The organism is Chitinophaga rupis (assembly GCF_900109685.1).
Lineage (GTDB): Bacteria > Bacteroidota > Bacteroidia > Chitinophagales > Chitinophagaceae > Chitinophaga > Chitinophaga rupis.
Map to the genome: position 1 here is coordinate 129,402 of NZ_FOBB01000005.1, position 19,363 is coordinate 148,764.

18 protein-coding genes are annotated in these 19,363 nt (G+C 47.5%); 6 read left to right on the forward strand and 12 right to left on the reverse strand.

Features of this window, described 5'->3' with window-relative positions; all coding sequences use genetic code 11:
• Positions 1 to 70 precede the first annotated feature (70 nt).
• Entirely contained in the window at positions 71 to 1,990 is a 1,920-nt protein-coding gene (locus BMZ54_RS20010) for an RICIN domain-containing protein (protein WP_089916142.1), read from the forward strand.
• Between the two features lie 40 nt (positions 1,991 to 2,030).
• Here BMZ54_RS20010 and BMZ54_RS20015 read toward each other — a convergent pair whose 3' ends face one another.
• The 7 genes from BMZ54_RS20015 to BMZ54_RS20045 form a co-directional block, all read right to left on the reverse strand.
• Positions 2,031 to 2,561, reverse strand: a complete 531-nt coding sequence (locus BMZ54_RS20015) for an adenylyl-sulfate kinase (RefSeq protein WP_089916145.1) — start codon at positions 2,559 to 2,561, stop codon at positions 2,031 to 2,033.
• A gap of 4 nt (positions 2,562 to 2,565) precedes the next feature.
• The gene (locus BMZ54_RS20020) at positions 2,566 to 3,522 is read right to left on the reverse strand and encodes a hypothetical protein (RefSeq protein WP_089916148.1); all 957 of its coding nucleotides are present in this window, start codon (positions 3,520 to 3,522) and stop codon (positions 2,566 to 2,568) included.
• Positions 3,522 to 4,202: an aspartyl/asparaginyl beta-hydroxylase domain-containing protein gene (locus tag BMZ54_RS20025; protein ID WP_089916151.1), complete on the reverse strand. Its 681-nt coding sequence runs from the start codon at positions 4,200 to 4,202 to the stop codon at positions 3,522 to 3,524. Before BMZ54_RS20025 ends, BMZ54_RS20020 begins: the two co-directional genes overlap by 1 nt.
• A gap of 176 nt (positions 4,203 to 4,378) precedes the next feature.
• Positions 4,379 to 5,014 (reverse strand): hypothetical protein, encoded by a 636-nt coding sequence (locus BMZ54_RS20030; RefSeq protein WP_089916155.1) that lies wholly within the window; start codon positions 5,012 to 5,014, stop codon positions 4,379 to 4,381.
• Between the two features lie 73 nt (positions 5,015 to 5,087).
• Complete coding sequence (locus BMZ54_RS20035; protein WP_089916158.1) at positions 5,088 to 5,639, reverse strand: hypothetical protein; 552 nt, start codon at positions 5,637 to 5,639, stop codon at positions 5,088 to 5,090.
• 4 nt (positions 5,640 to 5,643) lie between these two features.
• A complete protein-coding gene (locus tag BMZ54_RS20040) occupies positions 5,644 to 5,886 on the reverse strand; it encodes a hypothetical protein (RefSeq protein ID WP_089916161.1) in 243 nt (80 codons plus the stop codon).
• A gap of 128 nt (positions 5,887 to 6,014) precedes the next feature.
• A complete protein-coding gene (locus BMZ54_RS20045) occupies positions 6,015 to 6,881 on the reverse strand; it encodes an SDR family oxidoreductase (RefSeq protein WP_089916166.1) in 867 nt (288 codons plus the stop codon).
• Positions 6,882 to 7,127: 246 nt separating this feature from the next.
• Between BMZ54_RS20045 and BMZ54_RS20050 the strand changes: the two genes are divergently transcribed.
• On the forward strand, positions 7,128 to 7,532 hold the full coding sequence (locus BMZ54_RS20050; RefSeq protein ID WP_202909308.1) for a winged helix-turn-helix transcriptional regulator: 405 nt from the start codon (positions 7,128 to 7,130) through the stop codon (positions 7,530 to 7,532).
• 171 nt (positions 7,533 to 7,703) lie between these two features.
• Here the strand turns inward: BMZ54_RS20050 and BMZ54_RS20055 are convergent, their stop codons facing one another.
• Positions 7,704 to 8,402: a DUF2243 domain-containing protein gene (locus BMZ54_RS20055; protein ID WP_202909309.1), complete on the reverse strand. Its 699-nt coding sequence runs from the start codon at positions 8,400 to 8,402 to the stop codon at positions 7,704 to 7,706.
• A gap of 437 nt (positions 8,403 to 8,839) precedes the next feature.
• Between BMZ54_RS20055 and BMZ54_RS20060 the strand changes: the two genes are divergently transcribed.
• Together BMZ54_RS20060 and BMZ54_RS20065 are read left to right on the forward strand one after the other, a co-directional pair.
• On the forward strand, positions 8,840 to 9,091 hold the full coding sequence (locus tag BMZ54_RS20060; RefSeq protein ID WP_089916171.1) for a hypothetical protein: 252 nt from the start codon (positions 8,840 to 8,842) through the stop codon (positions 9,089 to 9,091).
• 42 nt (positions 9,092 to 9,133) lie between these two features.
• Positions 9,134 to 10,198 carry a zinc-dependent alcohol dehydrogenase gene (locus BMZ54_RS20065; RefSeq protein WP_089916176.1) on the forward strand — a complete coding sequence of 355 codons (1,065 nt, stop codon included), beginning with the start codon at positions 9,134 to 9,136 and terminating at the stop codon, positions 10,196 to 10,198.
• A 5-nt stretch (positions 10,199 to 10,203) separates the two neighbouring features.
• Here BMZ54_RS20065 and BMZ54_RS20070 read toward each other — a convergent pair whose 3' ends face one another.
• The 4 genes from BMZ54_RS20070 to BMZ54_RS20085 all read right to left on the reverse strand — a co-directional run bounded on the left by BMZ54_RS20070 (position 10,204) and on the right by BMZ54_RS20085 (position 17,031).
• Entirely contained in the window at positions 10,204 to 10,977 is a 774-nt protein-coding gene (locus BMZ54_RS20070) for an SDR family oxidoreductase (protein WP_089916183.1), read from the reverse strand.
• 24 nt (positions 10,978 to 11,001) lie between these two features.
• The gene (locus BMZ54_RS20075; protein WP_089916187.1) at positions 11,002 to 13,188 is read right to left on the reverse strand and encodes a hypothetical protein; all 2,187 of its coding nucleotides are present in this window, start codon (positions 13,186 to 13,188) and stop codon (positions 11,002 to 11,004) included.
• A 398-nt stretch (positions 13,189 to 13,586) separates the two neighbouring features.
• Positions 13,587 to 15,764 carry a beta-1,3-glucanase family protein gene (locus BMZ54_RS20080; RefSeq protein WP_089916192.1) on the reverse strand — a complete coding sequence of 726 codons (2,178 nt, stop codon included), beginning with the start codon at positions 15,762 to 15,764 and terminating at the stop codon, positions 13,587 to 13,589.
• Between the two features lie 82 nt (positions 15,765 to 15,846).
• Positions 15,847 to 17,031: a cation:proton antiporter gene (locus tag BMZ54_RS20085; RefSeq protein WP_089916195.1), complete on the reverse strand. Its 1,185-nt coding sequence runs from the start codon at positions 17,029 to 17,031 to the stop codon at positions 15,847 to 15,849.
• Between the two features lie 289 nt (positions 17,032 to 17,320).
• On the opposite strand from BMZ54_RS20085, the gene BMZ54_RS20090 reads away from it, so the two are divergent.
• Both BMZ54_RS20090 and groL read left to right on the forward strand, forming a co-directional pair.
• A complete protein-coding gene (locus tag BMZ54_RS20090; protein ID WP_089916198.1) occupies positions 17,321 to 17,602 on the forward strand; it encodes a co-chaperone GroES in 282 nt (93 codons plus the stop codon).
• 57 nt (positions 17,603 to 17,659) lie between these two features.
• Positions 17,660 to 19,291, forward strand: coding sequence for a chaperonin GroEL (gene groL, locus BMZ54_RS20095; protein ID WP_089916202.1), 1,632 nt, complete (start codon positions 17,660 to 17,662; stop codon positions 19,289 to 19,291).
• Positions 19,292 to 19,363 lie beyond the last annotated feature (72 nt).

Below are 19,363 nucleotides of genomic sequence, written 5' to 3' on the forward strand. Positions count from 1 at the left end.
GCAGGGTGCGCCGGATATTTTTGCAGCATACCTGTAAACCCAAAATAGCCTTTATTAAAAACCCACGATTATGAAAACATCTATTTCCTTTGCAAACACCCTGTTATGCTGCCTGCTGTTGATGATAACCCATCAGCTGGCTGCGCAATCCTTTATTCATCCCGGCCTGCTGCACACAGAAGCCGACTTTGCGCGCATGCGTACAAAAGTGAATGCCGGCGCCCAGCCCTGGAAAGGCAGCTGGGATATCCTGGTGGCTAATGGACGCTCGCAGCTCAACTGGACTGCCCGGCCTGTAGATACTGTCAGGAGGGGAGGCGACCGCCAGAACTATAGTCAGCTGATGAACGACATAGCAGCAGCTTATCAAACGGCCCTGCGCTGGAAGATCACCGGCGATGTGGCCTATGCTAACAAGTCCATAGAGATTATGAACGCCTGGTCATCCACCCTGCAGCAGGTTACCGGCAATGCGGACCGGTTCCTGGCAGCCGGCATCTACGGCTATGAGTTCGCCAATGCGGCAGAGATCATGCGTACCTATAGTGGCTGGGCAAGCGCTGATTTTGAACGGTTCAGGAACATGCTGCTTACCAAATTCTATCCCCTCAGCGACGACTTCCTGAATAATCACAACGGCGCCTGTATCACTAACTACTGGGCTAACTGGGACCTCTGTAACATGGCATTCATCCTTTCCCTGGGTGTGCTCTGCGACCGGCGCGATCTCTATAACCGTGCGATCGATTATTTCAAGAACGGCGCCGGTAACGGCTCCATTACTCATGCAGTATGGTACCTGCATTCATCAACATTAGGACAATGGCAGGAAAGCGGCCGTGATCAGGGGCATTGCACCCTGGGCATTGGCCTGATGGGCGCCTTCTGTGAAATGGCCTGGAACCAGGGGGATGATATGTACGGCTACGACAGTAACCGCTTTATGAAGGGAGCGGAGTATGTGGCCCAATATAATAATGGCGATTCTGTGCCTTATGTTACCTACAACTGGGGAACAGGCCAGAACTGCGCTGCTTCCTCACAAACGGTGATCTCTGCTTCGGCCAGGGGAAACATACGTCCTGTATGGGAAATGGTATACAACCACTACGCTAACCGTATGGGGCTTTCCGTGCCTGCTATGGCAGCTTTTGCAGCCATTCAGCGGCCGGAGGGCGGCGGAGGCAACTACGGCACTACCAGCGGCGGTTTCGATCAGCTGGGTTTTGGCTCGCTTACTTTTACCCGCGATCCCTTGCCCGACGGCGGCCCTGCCAATGGCACCTACAAGATCTTTGCCCGCCACAGCGCCAAAGCAATGGATGTAGCTAACAACGGTACTGCCAACGGCACTAATGTACGGCAGTGGACCTCCAACGACTGTGCGTGCCAGCAATGGGTGATCACCAGCACCGGTAATAGCCAGTACACTATTGTGGGTGTTGGCAGTGGGAAGAACCTGGATGTAAATGGAGCGGGTACTGCAGATGGAGCCAATGTACAGATCTGGCAATCCACCGGCGCCAATAACCAGCGCTTCACCTTTACGCCTGCCGGCGGTGGCTTTTACAGGATAACGCCGGTGCACAGCGGTAAAGCAGTAGATGTAAATGCAGGCGCGTTGACCGATGGGGCCAATATACAGCAGTGGACCTACAACAGTGGTAAGAACCAGCAATGGCAGCTGGTACCAGTGAGCAGTGCCGCCGCCAGGCTGGCCATGCCGCTCACGAAGGAAATAAATTATAACAGCGATAGTCTTTCTGTTTATCCTAATCCGCCGGTAAATAATGTTACGGTTAACATTCCTGCTTCATTGGCAAAAGGGCAGGCGGTGATCACGCTGAGCGATCTCACAGGCCGGGTCTTATATCAGGGACGGGAAACTTCACGCAAACATATTATTGACCTGAGCAGTGTTGTGCCGGGCGTTTATTTTATCACCGTTAGCAACGGAAGAGAAAAGATCACCCGGAAGATCATAAAGTAACCAGTGCCCACTCTTATGAGTGGGCATTGATCTTTATTATTTATACCAATTGTTTGCGTTTCAGGAAGCTGAGGGTGTGTGCAAGCACTTGCTCCGGATCCAATTGATCCGTATCCAGGGTAAGGTCGGGGAGGGCGGGTGTTTCAAAGGTATCATTCAGGCCGGTAAGGTTATGGATCTTATCCGGGTGGTCATTGGGCAGCAGCGCTTTCCGGTAAAGTCCTTTGGGATCCCTGCTGATCAATGTTTTCAGGTCGCATTTCAGCCAGATCAATAAAGCCCCGTATTTCAGCCGGAGCTTATCCCTTCCTTCCTCATAGGGATTGATGGCTGCTATGCAAACAAGGTCATAGTCTGCCGCAATGGATCCTGCATAAGTGCCTAAACGGGAAATATTCTCCAGGCGGTCTGCCTTGCTAAACCCAAGGTCTTTGCAAAGCGTTTGGCGGTAAACATCACCGTCTATTACCTTCACTTTTACGTGCTGCTGGTTGCCCCATTCAAACAAAGCATTGGAGAGCGTGGTTTTGCCGGAGCCTGATAAACCGGTAAGCTGGATGATATTGCCCATTTGCTTAAAGGTTAAGAAGTTTTAACTGCTCATAAGCGGCATGACAATCACTAAAAAAGAAGCGTTCATTATTTTCATGGGATCCCGGTGTAAAAACCTCCTGTGCTGATTTGCTGTGATATTTCAGGCGGTCATTTACCTGGTCCATATCTTTTACGGGAATGCCGGTAAACGCGCTGAAGGCTGTTACCATTTCTTTTCCGCCATGAGCAAAATCGAAGAAACAATTGTGCGGATGATCCAGGCGGAAGATCTCCTGCAGCTTTATGTAATACTGTTCCAGCACCTGCGCTGTATAGCGGTTAAAATCGCCTCCAAAATGCGCCGGTTGAGCTGTTTTAAGCAAGGCGTGATTCACCATTCCCGGAACGCTATGGATGCCTCTTCGTTTATCATGAGACGCAATCACCTCATCCGGTTTGCGGTATAAAAAGAAGAAAGGCGTTTGCGGGAACCATTCCCGCAACAGGTGATAGAAATGAATATGCCAGCTATCCAGCTTAATGATATAGTTGCTTTCTTTATAATTACGTTGCTGCCCCATGAGCTTCAGGGCCAACCGGAACCAGGTTTCCCGGGTAGTGGTACTGAGCCCCGGCTGCTTTTCATCGGCCCTTAAAATTTCATCCAGCAAGGGAGCTTCTGCAACCACAATATTTTCCTCCGGCGCTGAAAAGGCCTGCGACAACAGGGTAGAGCCGCAGCGGGAAACATGGAAAATGAATGCGGAGGGTTCCAGCGAAGCTAAGTCTTTACACGCCTCCCCTAAAAAATCAGCGCTGCTCAGGCTTTCCAGCCGCGACCTTTGCCGTTGTTTTAAGCGGCAAATCTGTATCGTTTCATCAAAGAAGGGTTTGATCATCCGTTCATTTCCAAGGTCCAGCCATTTCAGGGTCCATTCATCAGGATTGACATAACTAAGCCGGAAGGGGATCCAGTTTACGATTAAGGAAGCTTGCATTATTTTCCTGCTTTTAGGCTGGCAATTAAATCCCTGGCAGCAGGGGTGTTCATGTTTTCCAGTTCCGCTATTATCCTGGCTTTTGTAGCATCATCATAACTTTTCGGTGTATGCTCTGCTGAAAGGTCGTAGCCATGCGCGGCAAACAGGCTATCGGTCCAGCTGTTCCGGATGCCGTCTATCACCAGGTGTACCCTGGGTGTATCACCATCGTTAACGATACTATGCGTGGCGGCGAAATTGAGGTACCAGCATTCGCCTGCGCCCAGGTGCAGCTTTTCCTCTTCAAGGGTAAAGTATACATCCGGGTTAGTGATAATGGGAATATGGATCCTGAATACGCCATCCTGATACGCGCATCCGGGATCCTGGTGCGGTTTAATAAGGCTTCCGGGGGCCAGTGACAGCAGGCGTGCCGCTTCCTTTTCACAATGCCAGGCCTCTAAGATGCCGTTTACATAAGGCATACGGCCAAGTACGGGCGTATTGCTGTAAGTGCTGTTTGCATGGGCGTAAATGTCGTTGCTTTCCCCGCTGGCAGAGCGGAGGGAAATACTTCGCCAGTCGCCGTTAAAGTCCCGCTGATTGAAATGCAGCGGCCAGTCTTCTTTTAAAACCGCTTCCAGCTCGCTGCGAAGCGTGTCTGTATTATAGGATTGGGAGAATTTTATGTGGTTCATTGCTCTTTAACAGTGCCCTAAATATCTAAAATATTCATTAAACGGCGTTACTATTTTAGGAATTAACACTTTCGTTTTAAATGGCAGCTATAGATGAGATCCTGCGAAAGTGGCAAGGTGAAATAAAAGCACCGCAAAAGAGATCCTGCGGCGCCTAAGTGGCTATAAAACATTCATTAATCAAAAAAAACATCCGGCGGCCTTCTGTCTATATGAAAAGCCTGATCCAGGTAATAAACAACCGTTTCCGGTGCTTTGGCAGTGGGGATCAGCTCCCGTAACGGCGTTACTATTTTGGGATATTCATCAATAAACTCCAGTCCTTCAACAGGGGGCAGGTGAAATGACTGCATCAGCAGGCGAAAGCGTTCCAGCTCTACTCCCCAGTAGCGGATGTATTTACTTTCGCTTACGCCTAATTCAATGAGCACTTCCTTTGTCTGAAACAGCAATCCAAACTCAAGCTGGCATTCCTGGCTAAGCTCTTCCCGGTATTTTTCCAGCTGATTCAATACAAAATCTTTCTGCAATAAAGCGGTTGTTTCACTGCCCTCTTCATACAACCCATATACGCAGCTTACTTTCTGTGGCAGCGTGGCTGCCAGGGCAAGGAACAGCTGCCATAAACGGCCATTGTCAATATTGATGGTGGCCTGGAACCGGAAAGGCAAACGCCGGGCCTCGTTGAACTCCAGCTTATAACCCTCGCGGATATTTGCTTTTCTCCTTTTATGCAGGATCTCATCAATATCAGGCCGGTGATCCAGCTCCTGGTCAGTGGGGATCCGTATGGTAATGGGAAGCGCTAACATGCTGCAATATTAGAGAAAGGGATTCACTTATTACGGGTAAAAGTAAACGTAATAAGGTACTGATCAGGGTACGCTACCAGCCTTTGTTGTAGGAGTATTTATCAAAAGCCAGCTTGTCAAAATCTTCTTTGCAGAACAAATTCCCGGTTGTTTTATCCGGTTCTGATATAAACCAGGATTTTCCTGCATCCCGGTGTAAATAGAATGATCCTGTTTTTGGGTCAAATCTGAAAGTAATGATCCTTGTCCACCGCCAGCCACTTCCTCCCAAATGTTCAATTGAAAAGTAACCATTCTTAATGGTGATACCCTGGTAAGGATCGCCATGAACGCCGCCGCAACCCGTGCATAGCACCACATGGTCATTTCTCGCAAGTAATTTGTATTGCCCGGCCCCGTTGCCCTGTAATAGCAGCAAAGGCCTTGCTGTGTCAGCATTTAAATTTTCATAGTTGTTTCTAAGAATTAGCACTACATCTTTAATACCATCTTTATTCAGATCGCCGGAAGCAGTGTCTAAAATTGTAAAGTCAGCCGGAATGAACTTTTTAAGATCTTTGTATTGCCCGAAAGTATTTTGTATGCAGGCAAAAAAGATCAGGAATATAATTTGGTATTTGGGCATAACGTTAGGGATTTAACCATACTTCTGAACCAATAGGAACGTCCCCCTTTGTCAGGTTGCTGTCTACTAAAATATCACGATTAAGATTAAAAGTTATTCCTTTAATAGTCGTTTTCATACTTGAGCCGTCCGGCCGTACAATTGTGATCTTGTCATTAATATTTGCTTTCTTATCACGAAGACCTGGAACTAAAATAAGTCCACGTCCGGGTATCATAAATCTTTCTTCAACTTTGAATAGGAACATACAGGCATAAGTTGATAAAGAAAAATATTACAAATCCCTGTTATTGCAAACTTTTTCCCTGGGGCTCACTAAAAAAAGGCCCCGGTACGTTCCGGGGCCTGTAGCCTGATGGCATCAATCAATCTCATTTACGCACCATAAACCTGCCGGAAATATTGTTCCGCACCTGTGGGCGTTCTTCCAAGAAGGGCCGGCAGGTCCGTATGGTCAGGATAGAGCTCTCCCTGCCGGATGGCTTCTCCAAAACCGGCAAAGAAACCGGCATAAAGAGCGGGTACACCCGCTTCCACTACTGTTTTGATGTAGGTCTCGCCGTCGGGACTATTGTAAGGCACTTTTTTCCCGGAGATGTCACTGAGTATTTCAGCAATACGGCCAAAGGAGAGGGCCGGCCCTGAAATATGATAGTCTTTGTTCTCATGGCCCGTACCTGCAAGAATATTGGCCGCTGCTTCCGCCATATCGCTACGCAAAGCAAAGCCTGCGGCTCCGTCACCTGCCGGGAAAAATACGCCCTTTTCCAGCACTGTTTGTCCCAGGAACATCGGCAGCATATCCAGGTAAATATTATTGCGTAGCATTGTATAGGGAATACCGCTGGCTTTAATAACCTTTTCCGTATGAAAATGTGAGGAGAGTATAATGGACAGGGGAGAGTTTTCGCTATCTGTTCTGCGCTCAACGCTGGTATAAACCAGGTGCTGCACGCCGGCTGCTTTGGCAGCATTCACAACATTTTCCTGCTGGGCGCTGCGTTGCTCCAGCTCAGTGCCTGACACCAGCAAAACTTTTTCCGCGCCGGCAAAGGCGCTGACCAGCGATGCGTAATTATTGTAGTCGCCGGTTAGTATGGTAACGCCCCTGGCCTTCAGCGCTGCGCCTTTAGCCTCCTCCCTTACAAGGGCGCCTATGCTTGCGGCCGGAATACCTTTCTGTAATAAAAATTCAACCGTTGCTTTTCCGAAATGGCCGTTCGCGCCAGTTACTAGGATCATATGCTTCAATTTTTATTGGTAATTATGTTTAACCTTGCCCGTTATACTGTTTTAAAACACCTCTTCGCATTATGGAGAACCTAAAGCTGATGCCGGACAGGAGGCAATGCCTGGACCTGGGTACAGCAGCTTTAAAACGCGTACTCCCGTTTGTTTAGATTTCAAAACTACACTACCTTGGCTATAGAATAGTAAGTACTATACTAAAGTATAGTGCCATATAGCGTGTAAATTGAAAAGGTCTTTATGATGCAACAAATAGAAAAGCGCTCCCACCGGGAGGTTCCTAATGAGGAGATCAATATGAAAACCTGCCCGAAACAATATGTGCTTGCTGTAGGCGATGCGCTGAATGCATTTACCGGTAAATGGAAGCTGTTTATTATTGGGGCGCTGATACCGGGGAAGCAGCGGTTTAGTGAGCTGGAGAAAAACATTCCTAAGATCAACCCAAGAATGCTGTCCAAAGAATTGCGTGACCTGGAGGCTAACGGCATTGTAAAGCGAAAGGTGAATGATAGCTTACCGGTATCAGTGGAGTATGAGCTTACACCTTCCGGCTATGCTATGCGGCTGATGTTTGACTCAATGATAGACTGGGGGATGCAACACCGCGCATGGTCAATGCCGGGAAAAATTACCCGTCAATGATGATAAAGTTAATGTGCTCCAGCTTTTGGTGGTGACCACCACTCGGAAAAGGTTCATGCTTACATGCGAGGATGCCTGATAGCAGGATAAAAAATAACACTGCGGAGAAATTTCGGTTCATAGCTGACAAATTTATGTTTGAGTAAATATGATGTCATAGTTTGATGCCGCCTACCGGTGTTGGTGCTTACGGGTCACCAATACATAACCAATGACCAGCATCATTACTGAAACGCCTAAAAAAATAAAGTTGCCGGTATTATGGTTTGCAGAAAATTCTATGACATTGTGCAATTTTAAGAGCTGATGGTCAATGAGGCCCTCCACAATATTAAAGAGTCCCCATCCCAGCAATAAGCCGCCACCAAAGAGTTTACCGGAACGGTCAATGTCCCCCTTCCCGGAAAGAAGCTTCCACATTAAAATAATGCCTGCCAGCACAACCAGCATGCAAAAGAAGTGGAAGATGCCATCCCAGAACATGTTAATGCTTTTGCCGGTATACGTGGTAGCGGGAATTTTGTTGGACAGCATTTCATGTACCTGCAGTACCTGGTGCAAAACAATGCCATCCATAAATCCACCCAGCCCAATGCCTAAAACCATGGATGCAGTGGTTAAAGGAACCGGGGAAAGTATTTGCACACCAGGGTTTGCAGCCAGCCTGGACCGGTGGTTTTTTGCGGCTATTGTCACTAAAATAACCACGATCACAGCTAGTACAATAAAGGCTGACAGCATGGTGAGCAGGTTAGGATAAAACTGGCTGTCATAGATGCCTTTCAGGATCTCTTTATTGCAGAAAGGACAAGCTGAACCAGTAACGGTTATACCGGTTAAGAGGGCAGTTAACAATAACGCTTTTTTCATGGGCGATGCTTATCAATACACTTGTCAGGAGCACAATTATTATGCCCTGCCTTAACTAAATCCACTGGCACGATTTTACGCGTTCTGTTTATTATAAAGGGTTCTGCAGGAATGCAGGTAAAGACAAAGCTCTCCCATGAACATCGATTAATAACAGTTAAACCTATTTGTATGTTAGTACCTCTTCTGGCGCTTGTTTTTGTAGTAATAGCAGTAGTGGTTTATTTAGTTATGCAAAGCAGCAGGAAAACGAAAGACACCGGCAACCGGTAAAAGGGTGTGTAAGCTTCCGGTAATTTGCTAAAGGTCAGGATCAGCTCCACGTAGAAGATCAGCCCTTTTTGTGGTATGTTATCTTTCCACAAAGGGTATTTTGAACACAGTAATATGATCGTTCTGTTGGCCCGTATGTTGCACCAGCGCTAAAAAAAACAGGTATGAAATTAAGTCCGACTCTTGTGAAAAAATTAGGGCAGCTCTATGCGCCCTCTACAATGGTAGACATGGTGTTTAAAGGGAATGACCTGTCATTCAAAACCGATGAAAAAGGGAATGCCATCCTGTTATTCATCGGGAAAAAAATGGAGGATGGGAATATAAAAGGTGAACGTTATGCACGCACCTTAAAATATGACCGCAACGGTGAGCTGATCAAGGATCATTGGGAACTCAAAGGCAAGGCAACATGATCATCTTTAAGATAATTAATTTAATAATAAACGAAAGAGTCTATGGCAGAAACTATGAAAGCAGCGCTTAAAACAGAAAGCGGAGAATTTGAAATAGCAGAAGTAGCAATGCCCCAGATATCCGATCCCCACTGGGTATTAGCCAGGGTAAAGGTGGCCGGTATTTGCGGTACAGACCTGCGGCACTGGAAAAAAGAAGACCCGGATTTGAAATCTAAGATCATGGGTCATGAGCTGGCAGCAGAAGTTATAGAAGTAGGCAGCGAGGTTACCAACGTGAAGCCCGGCGACCGCGTGGTAGTGGAAACCTTGCTTGGCGATGAAACCTGCGACTGGTGCCGGGTGCAGCAATATAACTTATGCCCGAACCTGTACAAGGTACGGATGAGAACAATCTCACAGGCCTTTGCACAGTATGTGGCAGGACCTGCAGAAAAGTTCTACAAATTGCCGGATCATGTGAGCGATGAGGAAGCCACCTTACTGGACACTTTTTCCGTTTGCCTGCATGCTATCAATTTAAGCGGAATAAAAATAAATGATAAGGTGGCCGTTATTGGCGCCGGGCCCATTGGCCTGGGACAGGTGCAGCTTGCAAAAGCCTGTGGCGCGGATGTAATAGTGACGGATATTGTAGATTCTTCCCTGAAGCTGGCGAAGGAGCTGGGTGCAGATGCGGTTGTGAATACTAAAAATCAGGATGGCTATAAAGAGGTGATGGAATTTACGAAGAACAGAGGAGCAGATATTACCTTTGAGTGTGCAGGAGGCCCTTCCATGCCGGTTACCCTGCCCCAGGCAACCACCTTTACCAGGATTGGCGGAAAGGTGGTGATCGTGGGTGGTTTCGAATCCGGCAAAACCGCCATTGAGCTGGACTGGCAACGCATCCAGAAAGCGGAGATCCAGCTGATCCCAAGCGCCAGCTATTCCTTCCGCGACATTTACCCCGAAATGGAAATATGCCTGGAGCTATTAGCTAAAGGAAAACTGAATGCGAAAAAACTGATCACACACAACTTTACACTAGACGATATTAATAAAGCCTTTGAAACGGCGCAGGATAAAGAACACACCCACGCCGTTTTTGTAGCCCTCACCATCTGAGGGCGCTAGATGATCTGTAAATGCGGCCGTATTTTTATATCCACTACATCGCAGCGTTTGGGCTGCATAATGGTATAGAGCACAGCGGCCGCAATATCTTCCGCCTTCAGCATTTCAAGATCTTCTTCTTTTTGCTGCTGGTCAGGCACGCTAACGGGCTGCATATCTGTACCCACTGCGCCCGGTTCTATCAGCGTTACTTTAATGCCCATTTCATTGATCTCTTTGCGCACACTTTCGGAGAATCCCTGTATGGCTGCCTTGGTAGCTACATAAACGGAGCTGTTCTTTTCCCGCACATCTGCGCTCATAGAACCAATGTTTATGATATGGCCTTCTTTATTAGGCCGCATACGGTCAATAGCCTGGCGCGTACAGGCCATATATGCAAGCAAATTGGTGTTCACCACTTTCTGCCAGTCGGCATAGCTGCCATCTGCAATGCCCTGGTAAGCCAGCGCGGCACAGTTTACCAGCACATCCAGCTTTTTAAAATGGTTATCTGCTTCGTTAAAGAGTTTATTGATCCCCTCTTCGCCGGAAAGATCGGTAACAATACCGGTAAGACTTCCCTTCAGCTCTTCCTGGCCGGCGCTGTTAAGCGTGTCTGTAAGATGCTGCGGGTCCTGGCCTGCGATCAGCACATCGGCCCCCTGCCTGGCCAGTAAAATTGCCGTTGCACGGCCTATGCCGGTAGTGCCGCCGGTTACAACCACTGTACGCCCGGTAACGGCACCGGTTAATTGCTCATTGTATGCTGCTGTTTGCAAGGATTCCATAAGTTTATATTTTTTATTAAGATCTTATTTCCAGGTGATGTTTACTTCCTGGCTTCCATGTATACTGTAAGTGATCCGCCCTTCGTGGGAGCCGGTACTTTTTACCGGTTCATTGTCTGCCAGTATGCTTAGTTCCGGCGCCGGTGCGCCGTTTGTAGTTACAATACACATGCTGCAGGTAAGCTTTTTACTGCCCAGCACTTTAAACTTTAACTGCTTGCCGTTTTGTTCCTTTGCCGTAACCGGGTAATCAATAAATACCATAAAGGATTCATCCCGGATCTTCATATAATGCCGGGGCGCCACCCCAAAAACTAATCCTGCACCATATACCTCCTGTCCAACACCGCCGGATTTTTCCCAGCCGTCATGGATATCTTCCAGGGCTATCCAAAGGGCAGGATCCAGTTCGCCTGTTTTTGTTTCCTCCGCCAGCATTTCCCGTGGTAACATGGGCGGGTAATAATATGCAGCCCGGTGTACGGTATAACGTATGAATTCAGGTAATAATAAACTGACCGCAGGCAGCAGCTCCAGCCCCTGCGCATGCATCAGGAAATCGTGTAAGGCGGCAAACCCTTCCTGCTCTTCATATACCGCGGTGTAGGGTGCATCATTGAGGGGGAACAATGAAAAGAAGTTAGGGAAATTTTTGCCATAGCCATACCGGCATTGCCAAAGGGCTACGTTCTTGAACAGGTTGGCAATACACAGGTAAGCCAGCTTAAGATATATTTCCTCTTTACATTGTTTATACAGCCGCAGCATAGCGCCGGCCGAAAAGGCGGTGTTGTTGCCCTGGTAAAATATATCAAAGCCATAATCCTGCAATGTGAGCGCAGCTTTTTTTGCTTCCTCAAGATACCGCTCCTCTTTAGTGAGCTCCCAGGCCTGTAACATTACCAGCGCATATACGCCGGCAACATCCTTTTCGCCTCCCATCCCTGGCTGGGTTTCGGCTTTTATTACTTCCAGGGTTTCCATATTGTAAAATACCGGCCAGCGATAGTTAAAGTGATGGGCCACCTTAATGGCAAATTCAAGGGAATTTATCAGCAGCTCCTTTGCCATACTATCTCCATCCAGCGCCATTCTTGACAGGTTCAGCAAGGGGTGATGCAGGTACCAGGAATCCATTACTTTTGGCGCCTTCTGTTCTTCCGATCCATCCAGCTGGTGTTCAAGTGCCGGCAGCCATCGCATTATGGTCTTCAGCTCTTCATTGTAGAAGGTTTTCAGGTTATTATAAATATCATTGCCAAAATTTAGATAGTCTCCGCTCCATGCTGTGTAATCCCTTATAGGCAGCAGCACTGCCAGCTGCACCATAATTTCAGGCGGGGTATTATAATCCGACACGTATGCATTTAGATAAGCGTGCCCTTTATGCTGCTGCCAGCAGCACTTTTTGTGTTCCAGGTCATACAGTGATTTTGACAGGATATCCGGGTAATCATGATAGATCGTTTCCGGCTTCGGCAGGTGCAGGTACAGGGATGCCAGCTGCGTCAGAAATTGTGTGGCAATTTCAAACTGGTCGTTTGGCGCCTTATTGCTAAAACAAACAAAGGCATCTGAAATGGTTACCTGCCTGCCGGCGGGCAATGGTTTATCTTTAGTAGGAGGTAAGGAAAATCCGAACTCCGGCCACTCGCCGCCTACCGTATCTGCCACAGATGTTTCGGTTGCGTTACAATAGTCGGCCAGCGCTGTAAAGTTTTGCAGGTACAGAAATGAGCCGGCTGCAGGGCGTTCCATGGATGCATAAATAATCCCCGAGCGTGTACCCACCTGCCTGATGTGGATATGCCCCTCGCTGCTTCCGTTGTCCGGTATTACAATGTCGCGCGGCCAAAAGGGGATATCCGTATCCTCAGCGGGAGTGAAAGATACTGTGTAACGTAAAAGCGGAGCGCCTTCTTCCGGGAAGCTCACTGCGGCATGGTATGTACCGATGGTGGCGCTCATTACCATTTTTATGCCGCCTTCTATATTGGTTACCTCTTCCAGCACAATGCTTTCCGGTGCATAGGCAATGCGGAAGGCCATCCTGGCAGCGTTGGCGCAGTTTGCTACCAGCCATACGGCATCCTGCATGTAATGCACTTCAAATTGAAAATCGCTTATCGTGGTTGAATACACCGGTTCGGTTGAAATATTTGCCAGCTGTTCTGCAGCGCTGGCCGCCCAAATAGAAATTCCGGATGACATATATTTTAAGTCGTTTTAGTTTCTCATCATACAAGCTGACTAACATTGGCGCCGCCAGACCGTTTAAGCAGTAAAACGGCCAAAGCCGGATCAGGTCCGGATGCACGCGTATTACGCAGCGTTTTTTTTGCATGGTAAAACATGGATGTTATTACAGATTGATATAGCCTATAGAGCTGTATACAAATTATAATCCATATACGGCGCGGAGGCATTTTCCACATTAAGGTTGAATTTGGTTAATGATGGGCTCTATTAAATGAGCAATTAAATGGACAGTTCGGTGGGATGCGATCTTAGTCTGTTGTGCGGCTACAGCTTCTTTTTGGAAAGATGGGTTTATGGAAAAAAGAAAACCCGCTTATTAAGCGGGTTCCTTTATTATAAGTTAATATTACTTATTGTTTCAGGATCTTAACCTGTTTTTGCACACCATCTTTACGGTCTATAGTAATAATATATACACCGGGTGTGAGTGAGGATACTGAAATAGTATTCCCCGGGCTTTTAACTTTCATAACCTGGTGCCCGCTTATATCATAAATGCTAAGCGCTCTAACCTTATCATTGTTACGAAGGTGTAATTGCTCCGTCACAGGGTTGGGCGACAGTGTAACGGCGGTATTACCATCTTCCGTTTTTACTGTTTGCACGGCCATCCTGGCAGCTGATGCAACACCGGTAATGGTAAGATAATTGAGATTAAATCCGCCGGTAGCTGTGGCAATACCTATGCTATAGGTGCCTGCAGGTAAGGTTACGGTATGTGAAACATTGCCCCAGTTCTGCCATCCGCCGGTATTGGGTATGGTAACGGTACCCAGCTGTGTGGCGCCGGCATCCTTTTCCAATCGCAGGGTGGTGTTGGCGTTAGGGCTGGCCACCCGGTAATCTACCCGGTAGGTACCTGTTGCTGGAATGGTTACATTATAGGACATCCAATCGCCGGCCTCTATCCATCCTACATCCAGTCCGCCGCCTGCATCCGTAGTTGCTTCAGTGGCTACGCCGGACATATAGTTATAATCTTCTGCCTGCACAACGATCGAGGAGGTATTTGTATTTGATTCTATTTTCAGCGAGCTGGTTGAATCGTTCATGTTATTATCAACAAGGCAATTGTCGTCCGCTGTCAATACAAGGGTTGATCCGCCGAAATTATCGTGCTTGTACAGTGTAACCTTATACCCTGAGGTCACCTTTATGGAGGAAATATCATCATTAAGAATGCCCAGCGCATTCAGCTGGCTAAGGGTATAGGTGCCGGGGCTGAGGCCTACGGCATAACCGGTATAGTTGCAATCCTTATAGGCTATGGCTGCACCGCTTGCCGTGATCCCTGAAAAACCGCCTATGGTAATAGTGGTGCGCAGGGGAGAGGTAGCATTGATGGTGGACGAATGGTTAAATACATCGTCGTAGCAAAAAGCGTAGGTCAGGCTGTTAAGGCTGATATCGCTGCGGTGCCAGAATTTGCAATACCAGTTGTAAGGCGAAGTCTGGTAGTATTTGGATGCTGAGGAAAAGTCCTGCGTAGCGCCAGTGGCCAGCGTAAGATCAATGGCGTGGCGGTTAATGGCAGCGCAGATCTGCGCCTGCACCACTTTATCCCATTGTCCGCCGGTGGCCATCACCCCGCTGCCTTCCATTGCTTCCAGATTGGTGGGTTTGCGTGAGATGGTGCCTACCTGTCCGTCAGAAGTCCTGGTGAATGTGAATACGTTTCCGGATACACGGCCGCTCCAGGTACCTGCATCGCCTGCGTTGAAAACCAGGTTGCCGTTTTGGTACTTGGACCAGATGGCATCAATGTAAGAACCAAAATAATTGGCCTGTGCACCGCTTTGAAAGGCCGCTGTTTTTGAAGGGAACTTGATGATGCCATTGGCAGCATCATAACAGCCGGCAAAGTCGGCAGGTGCGGTAGATTGCCATTGTGAAAGGATCTGGCTGTGAGGGAGGAGCTCTCCAACCTTTTGGTAAAAACCGCCATTGCCCCACACTTCAAGGCCCATGGGATACTGGTAGCTGTCCACGCGGGTCGTGTTCACCCAAAGGCCGTTGGATGCATTTGTAAGCTCAATCGTTTCAAACCGGATGCCCTGGTTAGGATCCGTGGGATTGGCAAGATTAGGCGCTGCATAACCGCTTGGCGAACCGGATGCGCCGAAGAAATAGAGATACAGCTGTGAGTTGAAGGAAATCAGGATGCGGCATCCTGCAATACCGGGAATGTTGATGACCTTATTAGGGATCTCACTCAGCTTAGCAAAACAGTTAGCATACCGGCCATTTCCGCCTGGTCCCTGGTTGCCGTTGATCACCGGCCCGGGCACGGTGTTGTTCGATACATTCATCAGGTTGACCGCACCGGTTTTGGGGTCAATCCATACATGATTGTCGTTGATGATGCCTACAACAGCTACGTACACATTGCCATCAGCATACGCTGAGTTGTTGTACAATGTGAAGGGGACGGTAGTTTGGGCCTGTACTTTGCTCCCGGTTAAGATGACTACAATAAACAGCAAGGCCGCGCGGGCGCAAAGCGACCCGGATAAAGATCTGGTTTTCATTGAACAATAGGTATTAGATTAACGAGAGCACCTGCTAATGTAAATAAACTTTTTTGTAAGTTATCATGTGAAATCAATGAGATCAGGCGGCCATGTTTTGTAGTATTCGCCTGTCAGTATCCTGCCCTTTATAAACGTACTTTTTAACCACTGATATCCATACACTTGATAACAGTAATGAAAGTGCAGTAACGGCTATACAGGCTTTAAAAATATTAAAGGGTATAATGTGCATTTGATAGGCCAGTGAGCAGGCAAGGATACCAAATTCGCCGGTCTGGGATAATAGCGCCCCGGCATAAATGCTTTTACGGATGGGAAATCTGAGCATGTGAAAAATGCCTGCCGACAGCACGCTGTTAACAAGCATAATCACAACGGTAATTGCCGCAATGAAGGTCCAGTTATGAACCAGGTAGATCACATCAAAACGGATGCCCACTGAAACAAAGAACAGGGCTGTAAAAAATACTTTGAAAGGTCCCAGCGTATGCTCCAGCCAGTGAAATCCCTTAACCCGCCCTATAAAAATTCCTGCAGCAAAGCTGCCAATGGATGCGGTTAACCCCATCAGGGAAACAATCAAAGCCAGTCCCAGGCAAATACATGCAGCGGTAAACACCTGTAGCTCATGGTCGTTTTCCAGGCCCGCAACCGGGCTTGCAAAAAAGTTCCGGTTCCTGACCGACCTAAGTAAGAAGAAGAGGGCAATACAGGCTATTACTGAAACAATGAGCTTAACAGGATCCGTTTTTTGAGGTCCTATTAATTGAAAGAAGGTTAAAACCGGCGCCAGTAATACATCCTGTAGCAGCAGGATATTTAAAACAGTTTTACCGGTTAAGCTGCGTATTTCTCCGTTGCTTTTAAGAAAACCACTGACTACGGCCGTGCTATTGAAGATAAGCAGTACAGTGAACAATGCCACGGTAGTTAAGGGCCATGCGAAAATACGGCCGACCAGGTATACCAATAGAAAACTAACGATGGTTTTTACAATCTGGGCGATAACAGGTACAAACAGCAGGCTTTTCCTGTTTGGTATTTCATTTTCCATTCCAAGGAAGAACATGAGCAGTAAAATGCCAATTTCGCCCAGGCCCTCAACAGTATCCGGGCTGGAAAACACACCGGTAATATTAGGTCCAAGTACAATGCCTGCCAGGATGTAAGCAACCATGTATGGCTGCCGCGCCTTTTTTAGTACCACGATCAGCAGCAGAATAACCAGGCAAAGAACACAAACCGGTAAAAGTATATTGTGCATGAGAAGCAGACTTTTTTAGCAGCAGACAATACCAATGCCATGGCATTTCCCTGAAAATTTGGCATTGCTTCCGGTAGCAGGAAAGATCCTTCAATTGTGCTGTAGTCTTTTTCTTTGTAAAATTTTTGAGTATCCGGGAGTGTCAATTTTTCAATACGGACAGTGACAAAATGTAATTTTTTGCCGCTGGCATAACGCTTGTGAGGTGCAAAAAAAGCAGTTGCGGCCGCCGCTGCGATGATATAACCAGCTATATGATATTGTTTTTAATCAATGCAATTTCAATGTTATGGTAACCAATTTTCAAGCACAGCCACTTCATGACCGGGTCATTGTTCGCCCGGTACCCGCCGAAGAAAAAACAACCGGTGGTATCATTATTCCGGACACCGCAAAAGAGAAACCTCAGCGTGGCACTATTGTAGCCGCCGGCCCGGGGAAAAAAGATGAGCCGTTGAGCGTTAAATCAGGAGATACCGTGTTATACGGTAAATATGCAGGTACAGAGCTGCAATTAAATGGAGAAGATCTGCTGATCATGCGGGAAGCTGATATTTTAGCCATCCTCTAAGGCTGGGTTATCAGCTATTCAACTACAAATCATTTGTGGACAGTAAAAAAAACAGGTATGTCAAAGCAACTTTTCTTTGAGCTGGATGCAAGAAACAAAATGAAGAAAGGCGTTGATGTTTTAGCCAACGCTGTTAAGGTAACACTCGGTCCACAGGGCCGTAATGTTGTATTGGAGAAGAAATTTGGTGCCCCTGCTATTACAAAGGACGGCGTTAGTGTGGCAAAGGAAATTGAGCTGGAAGATCCCATTGAAAATATGGGTGCTCAGATGGTAAAGGAAGTGGCTTCCAAAACCGCCGACATTGCAGGAGACGGCACTACAACGGCTACGGTGCTGGCGCAGGCAATGATTAATGAAGGACTCAGGAACGTGGCTGCTGGTGCTAACCCAATGGACCTGAAAAGAGGGATGGATAAAGCGGTGGAATCCATTGTGCAAAACTTAAAAGAACAATCAAGGTTTGTTGGAAGTGATGTGCAAAAGATCCGTCAGGTGGCCACCATTTCAGCCAACAATGACGATACGATCGGCAAGCTGATTGCTGAAGCATTTGCAAAAGTAGGAACAGAAGGCGTAATAACAGTCGAGGAGGCAAAGGGAACCGGAACTACCGTTGAAGTAGTTGAAGGTATGCAGTTCGACCGCGGTTATATATCTCCTTACTTTGTGACAAACAGCGAAAAGATGCAGGTGGTGCTGGAAAAACCTTACATCCTGATCTATGACAAAAAGCTGTCAACGATGAAGGAGCTGATCACCATCCTCGAAAAGACTGCACAGACAGGAAGGCCCCTGCTTATTATTGCTGAAGACCTTGAAGGGGAAGCCCTGGCCACATTAGTGGTAAACAAAATAAGGGGTACCCTTAAAGTGGCTGCTGTTAAGGCTCCGGGTTTTGGCGACCGACGCAGGGAAATGCTCCAGGACATTGCTGTACTAACTAACGGAACGCTGATCAGTGAAGAACAGGGATATAAGCTGGAAAATGCTGATCTGACATCCCTGGGAAGCTGTGAATCGGTGACCATAGATAAGGACAATACAACCATTGTTGGTGGATACGGGGATAAAGATGCAATTGCCGGAAGGATTAGCCAGATAAAAGCACAGATTGAAAGCACTACTTCTGACTATGACCGCGAAAAATTGCAGGAAAGGCTTGCTAAGCTGAGCGGAGGTGTTGCCGTGCTATATGTAGGCGCCGCCACTGAAGTTGAGATGAAAGAGAAGAAAGACCGGGTGGACGATGCGTTGCATGCAACCCGTGCGGCCGTGCAGGAAGGTATTGTGCCCGGCGGTGGGGTAGCTTACATCAGGGCAGTTGAAAAGTTAAGTGAATTACAAGGCGCCAACGATGATGAATCCACAGGTATCGCCATTGTTAAACGCTCCGTGGAAGAGCCGTTACGGCAAATTGTGTACAACTGCGGCCTGGAGGGAAGCGTAGTTATAGGAAAGATCCGGGAAGGGAAAGCGGATTATGGCTTTAACGCACGTACGGAGCAATATGAGAACCTCTTTGAAGCCGGCGTAATTGATCCTACAAAGGTTACCAGAATTGCGATCGAAAATGCCGCTTCTATTGCAGGTATGCTGCTTACCACAGAATGTGTGGTGGCAGATAAGCCCAAAAAAGAGCAGCCCGCCGCGATGGCCGCACCTGGCATGGGCGGAATGGATTATTAATCCGGTTTACAGTACCGGCATAAAGCCTGCAAGCTTTTGCAGGCTTTTTTTATTTTGGCCGGTTCACGGGTA

Excerpts from the sequence above, each read along its gene's own strand:
- BMZ54_RS20010 (WP_089916142.1), top strand. The coding sequence starts at position 71 with ATGAAAACATCTATTTCCTTTGCAAACACCCTGTTATGCTGCCTGCTG.
- BMZ54_RS20015 (WP_089916145.1), bottom strand. The coding sequence starts at position 2,561 with ATGGGCAATATCATCCAGCTTACCGGTTTATCAGGCTCCGGCAAAACC.
- BMZ54_RS20020 (WP_089916148.1), bottom strand. The coding sequence starts at position 3,522 with ATGCAAGCTTCCTTAATCGTAAACTGGATCCCCTTCCGGCTTAGTTAT.
- BMZ54_RS20025 (WP_089916151.1), bottom strand. The coding sequence starts at position 4,202 with ATGAACCACATAAAATTCTCCCAATCCTATAATACAGACACGCTTCGC.
- BMZ54_RS20030 (WP_089916155.1), bottom strand. The coding sequence starts at position 5,014 with ATGTTAGCGCTTCCCATTACCATACGGATCCCCACTGACCAGGAGCTG.
- BMZ54_RS20035 (WP_089916158.1), bottom strand. The coding sequence starts at position 5,639 with ATGCCCAAATACCAAATTATATTCCTGATCTTTTTTGCCTGCATACAA.
- BMZ54_RS20040 (WP_089916161.1), bottom strand. The coding sequence starts at position 5,886 with ATGTTCCTATTCAAAGTTGAAGAAAGATTTATGATACCCGGACGTGGA.
- BMZ54_RS20045 (WP_089916166.1), bottom strand. The coding sequence starts at position 6,881 with ATGATCCTAGTAACTGGCGCGAACGGCCATTTCGGAAAAGCAACGGTT.
- BMZ54_RS20050 (WP_202909308.1), top strand. The coding sequence starts at position 7,128 with ATGATGCAACAAATAGAAAAGCGCTCCCACCGGGAGGTTCCTAATGAG.
- BMZ54_RS20055 (WP_202909309.1), bottom strand. The coding sequence starts at position 8,402 with ATGAAAAAAGCGTTATTGTTAACTGCCCTCTTAACCGGTATAACCGTT.
- BMZ54_RS20060 (WP_089916171.1), top strand. The coding sequence starts at position 8,840 with ATGAAATTAAGTCCGACTCTTGTGAAAAAATTAGGGCAGCTCTATGCG.
- BMZ54_RS20065 (WP_089916176.1), top strand. The coding sequence starts at position 9,134 with ATGGCAGAAACTATGAAAGCAGCGCTTAAAACAGAAAGCGGAGAATTT.
- BMZ54_RS20070 (WP_089916183.1), bottom strand. The coding sequence starts at position 10,977 with ATGGAATCCTTGCAAACAGCAGCATACAATGAGCAATTAACCGGTGCC.
- BMZ54_RS20075 (WP_089916187.1), bottom strand. The coding sequence starts at position 13,188 with ATGTCATCCGGAATTTCTATTTGGGCGGCCAGCGCTGCAGAACAGCTG.
- BMZ54_RS20080 (WP_089916192.1), bottom strand. The coding sequence starts at position 15,764 with ATGAAAACCAGATCTTTATCCGGGTCGCTTTGCGCCCGCGCGGCCTTG.
- BMZ54_RS20085 (WP_089916195.1), bottom strand. The coding sequence starts at position 17,031 with ATGCACAATATACTTTTACCGGTTTGTGTTCTTTGCCTGGTTATTCTG.
- BMZ54_RS20090 (WP_089916198.1), top strand. The coding sequence starts at position 17,321 with ATGGTAACCAATTTTCAAGCACAGCCACTTCATGACCGGGTCATTGTT.
- groL (WP_089916202.1), top strand. The coding sequence starts at position 17,660 with ATGTCAAAGCAACTTTTCTTTGAGCTGGATGCAAGAAACAAAATGAAG.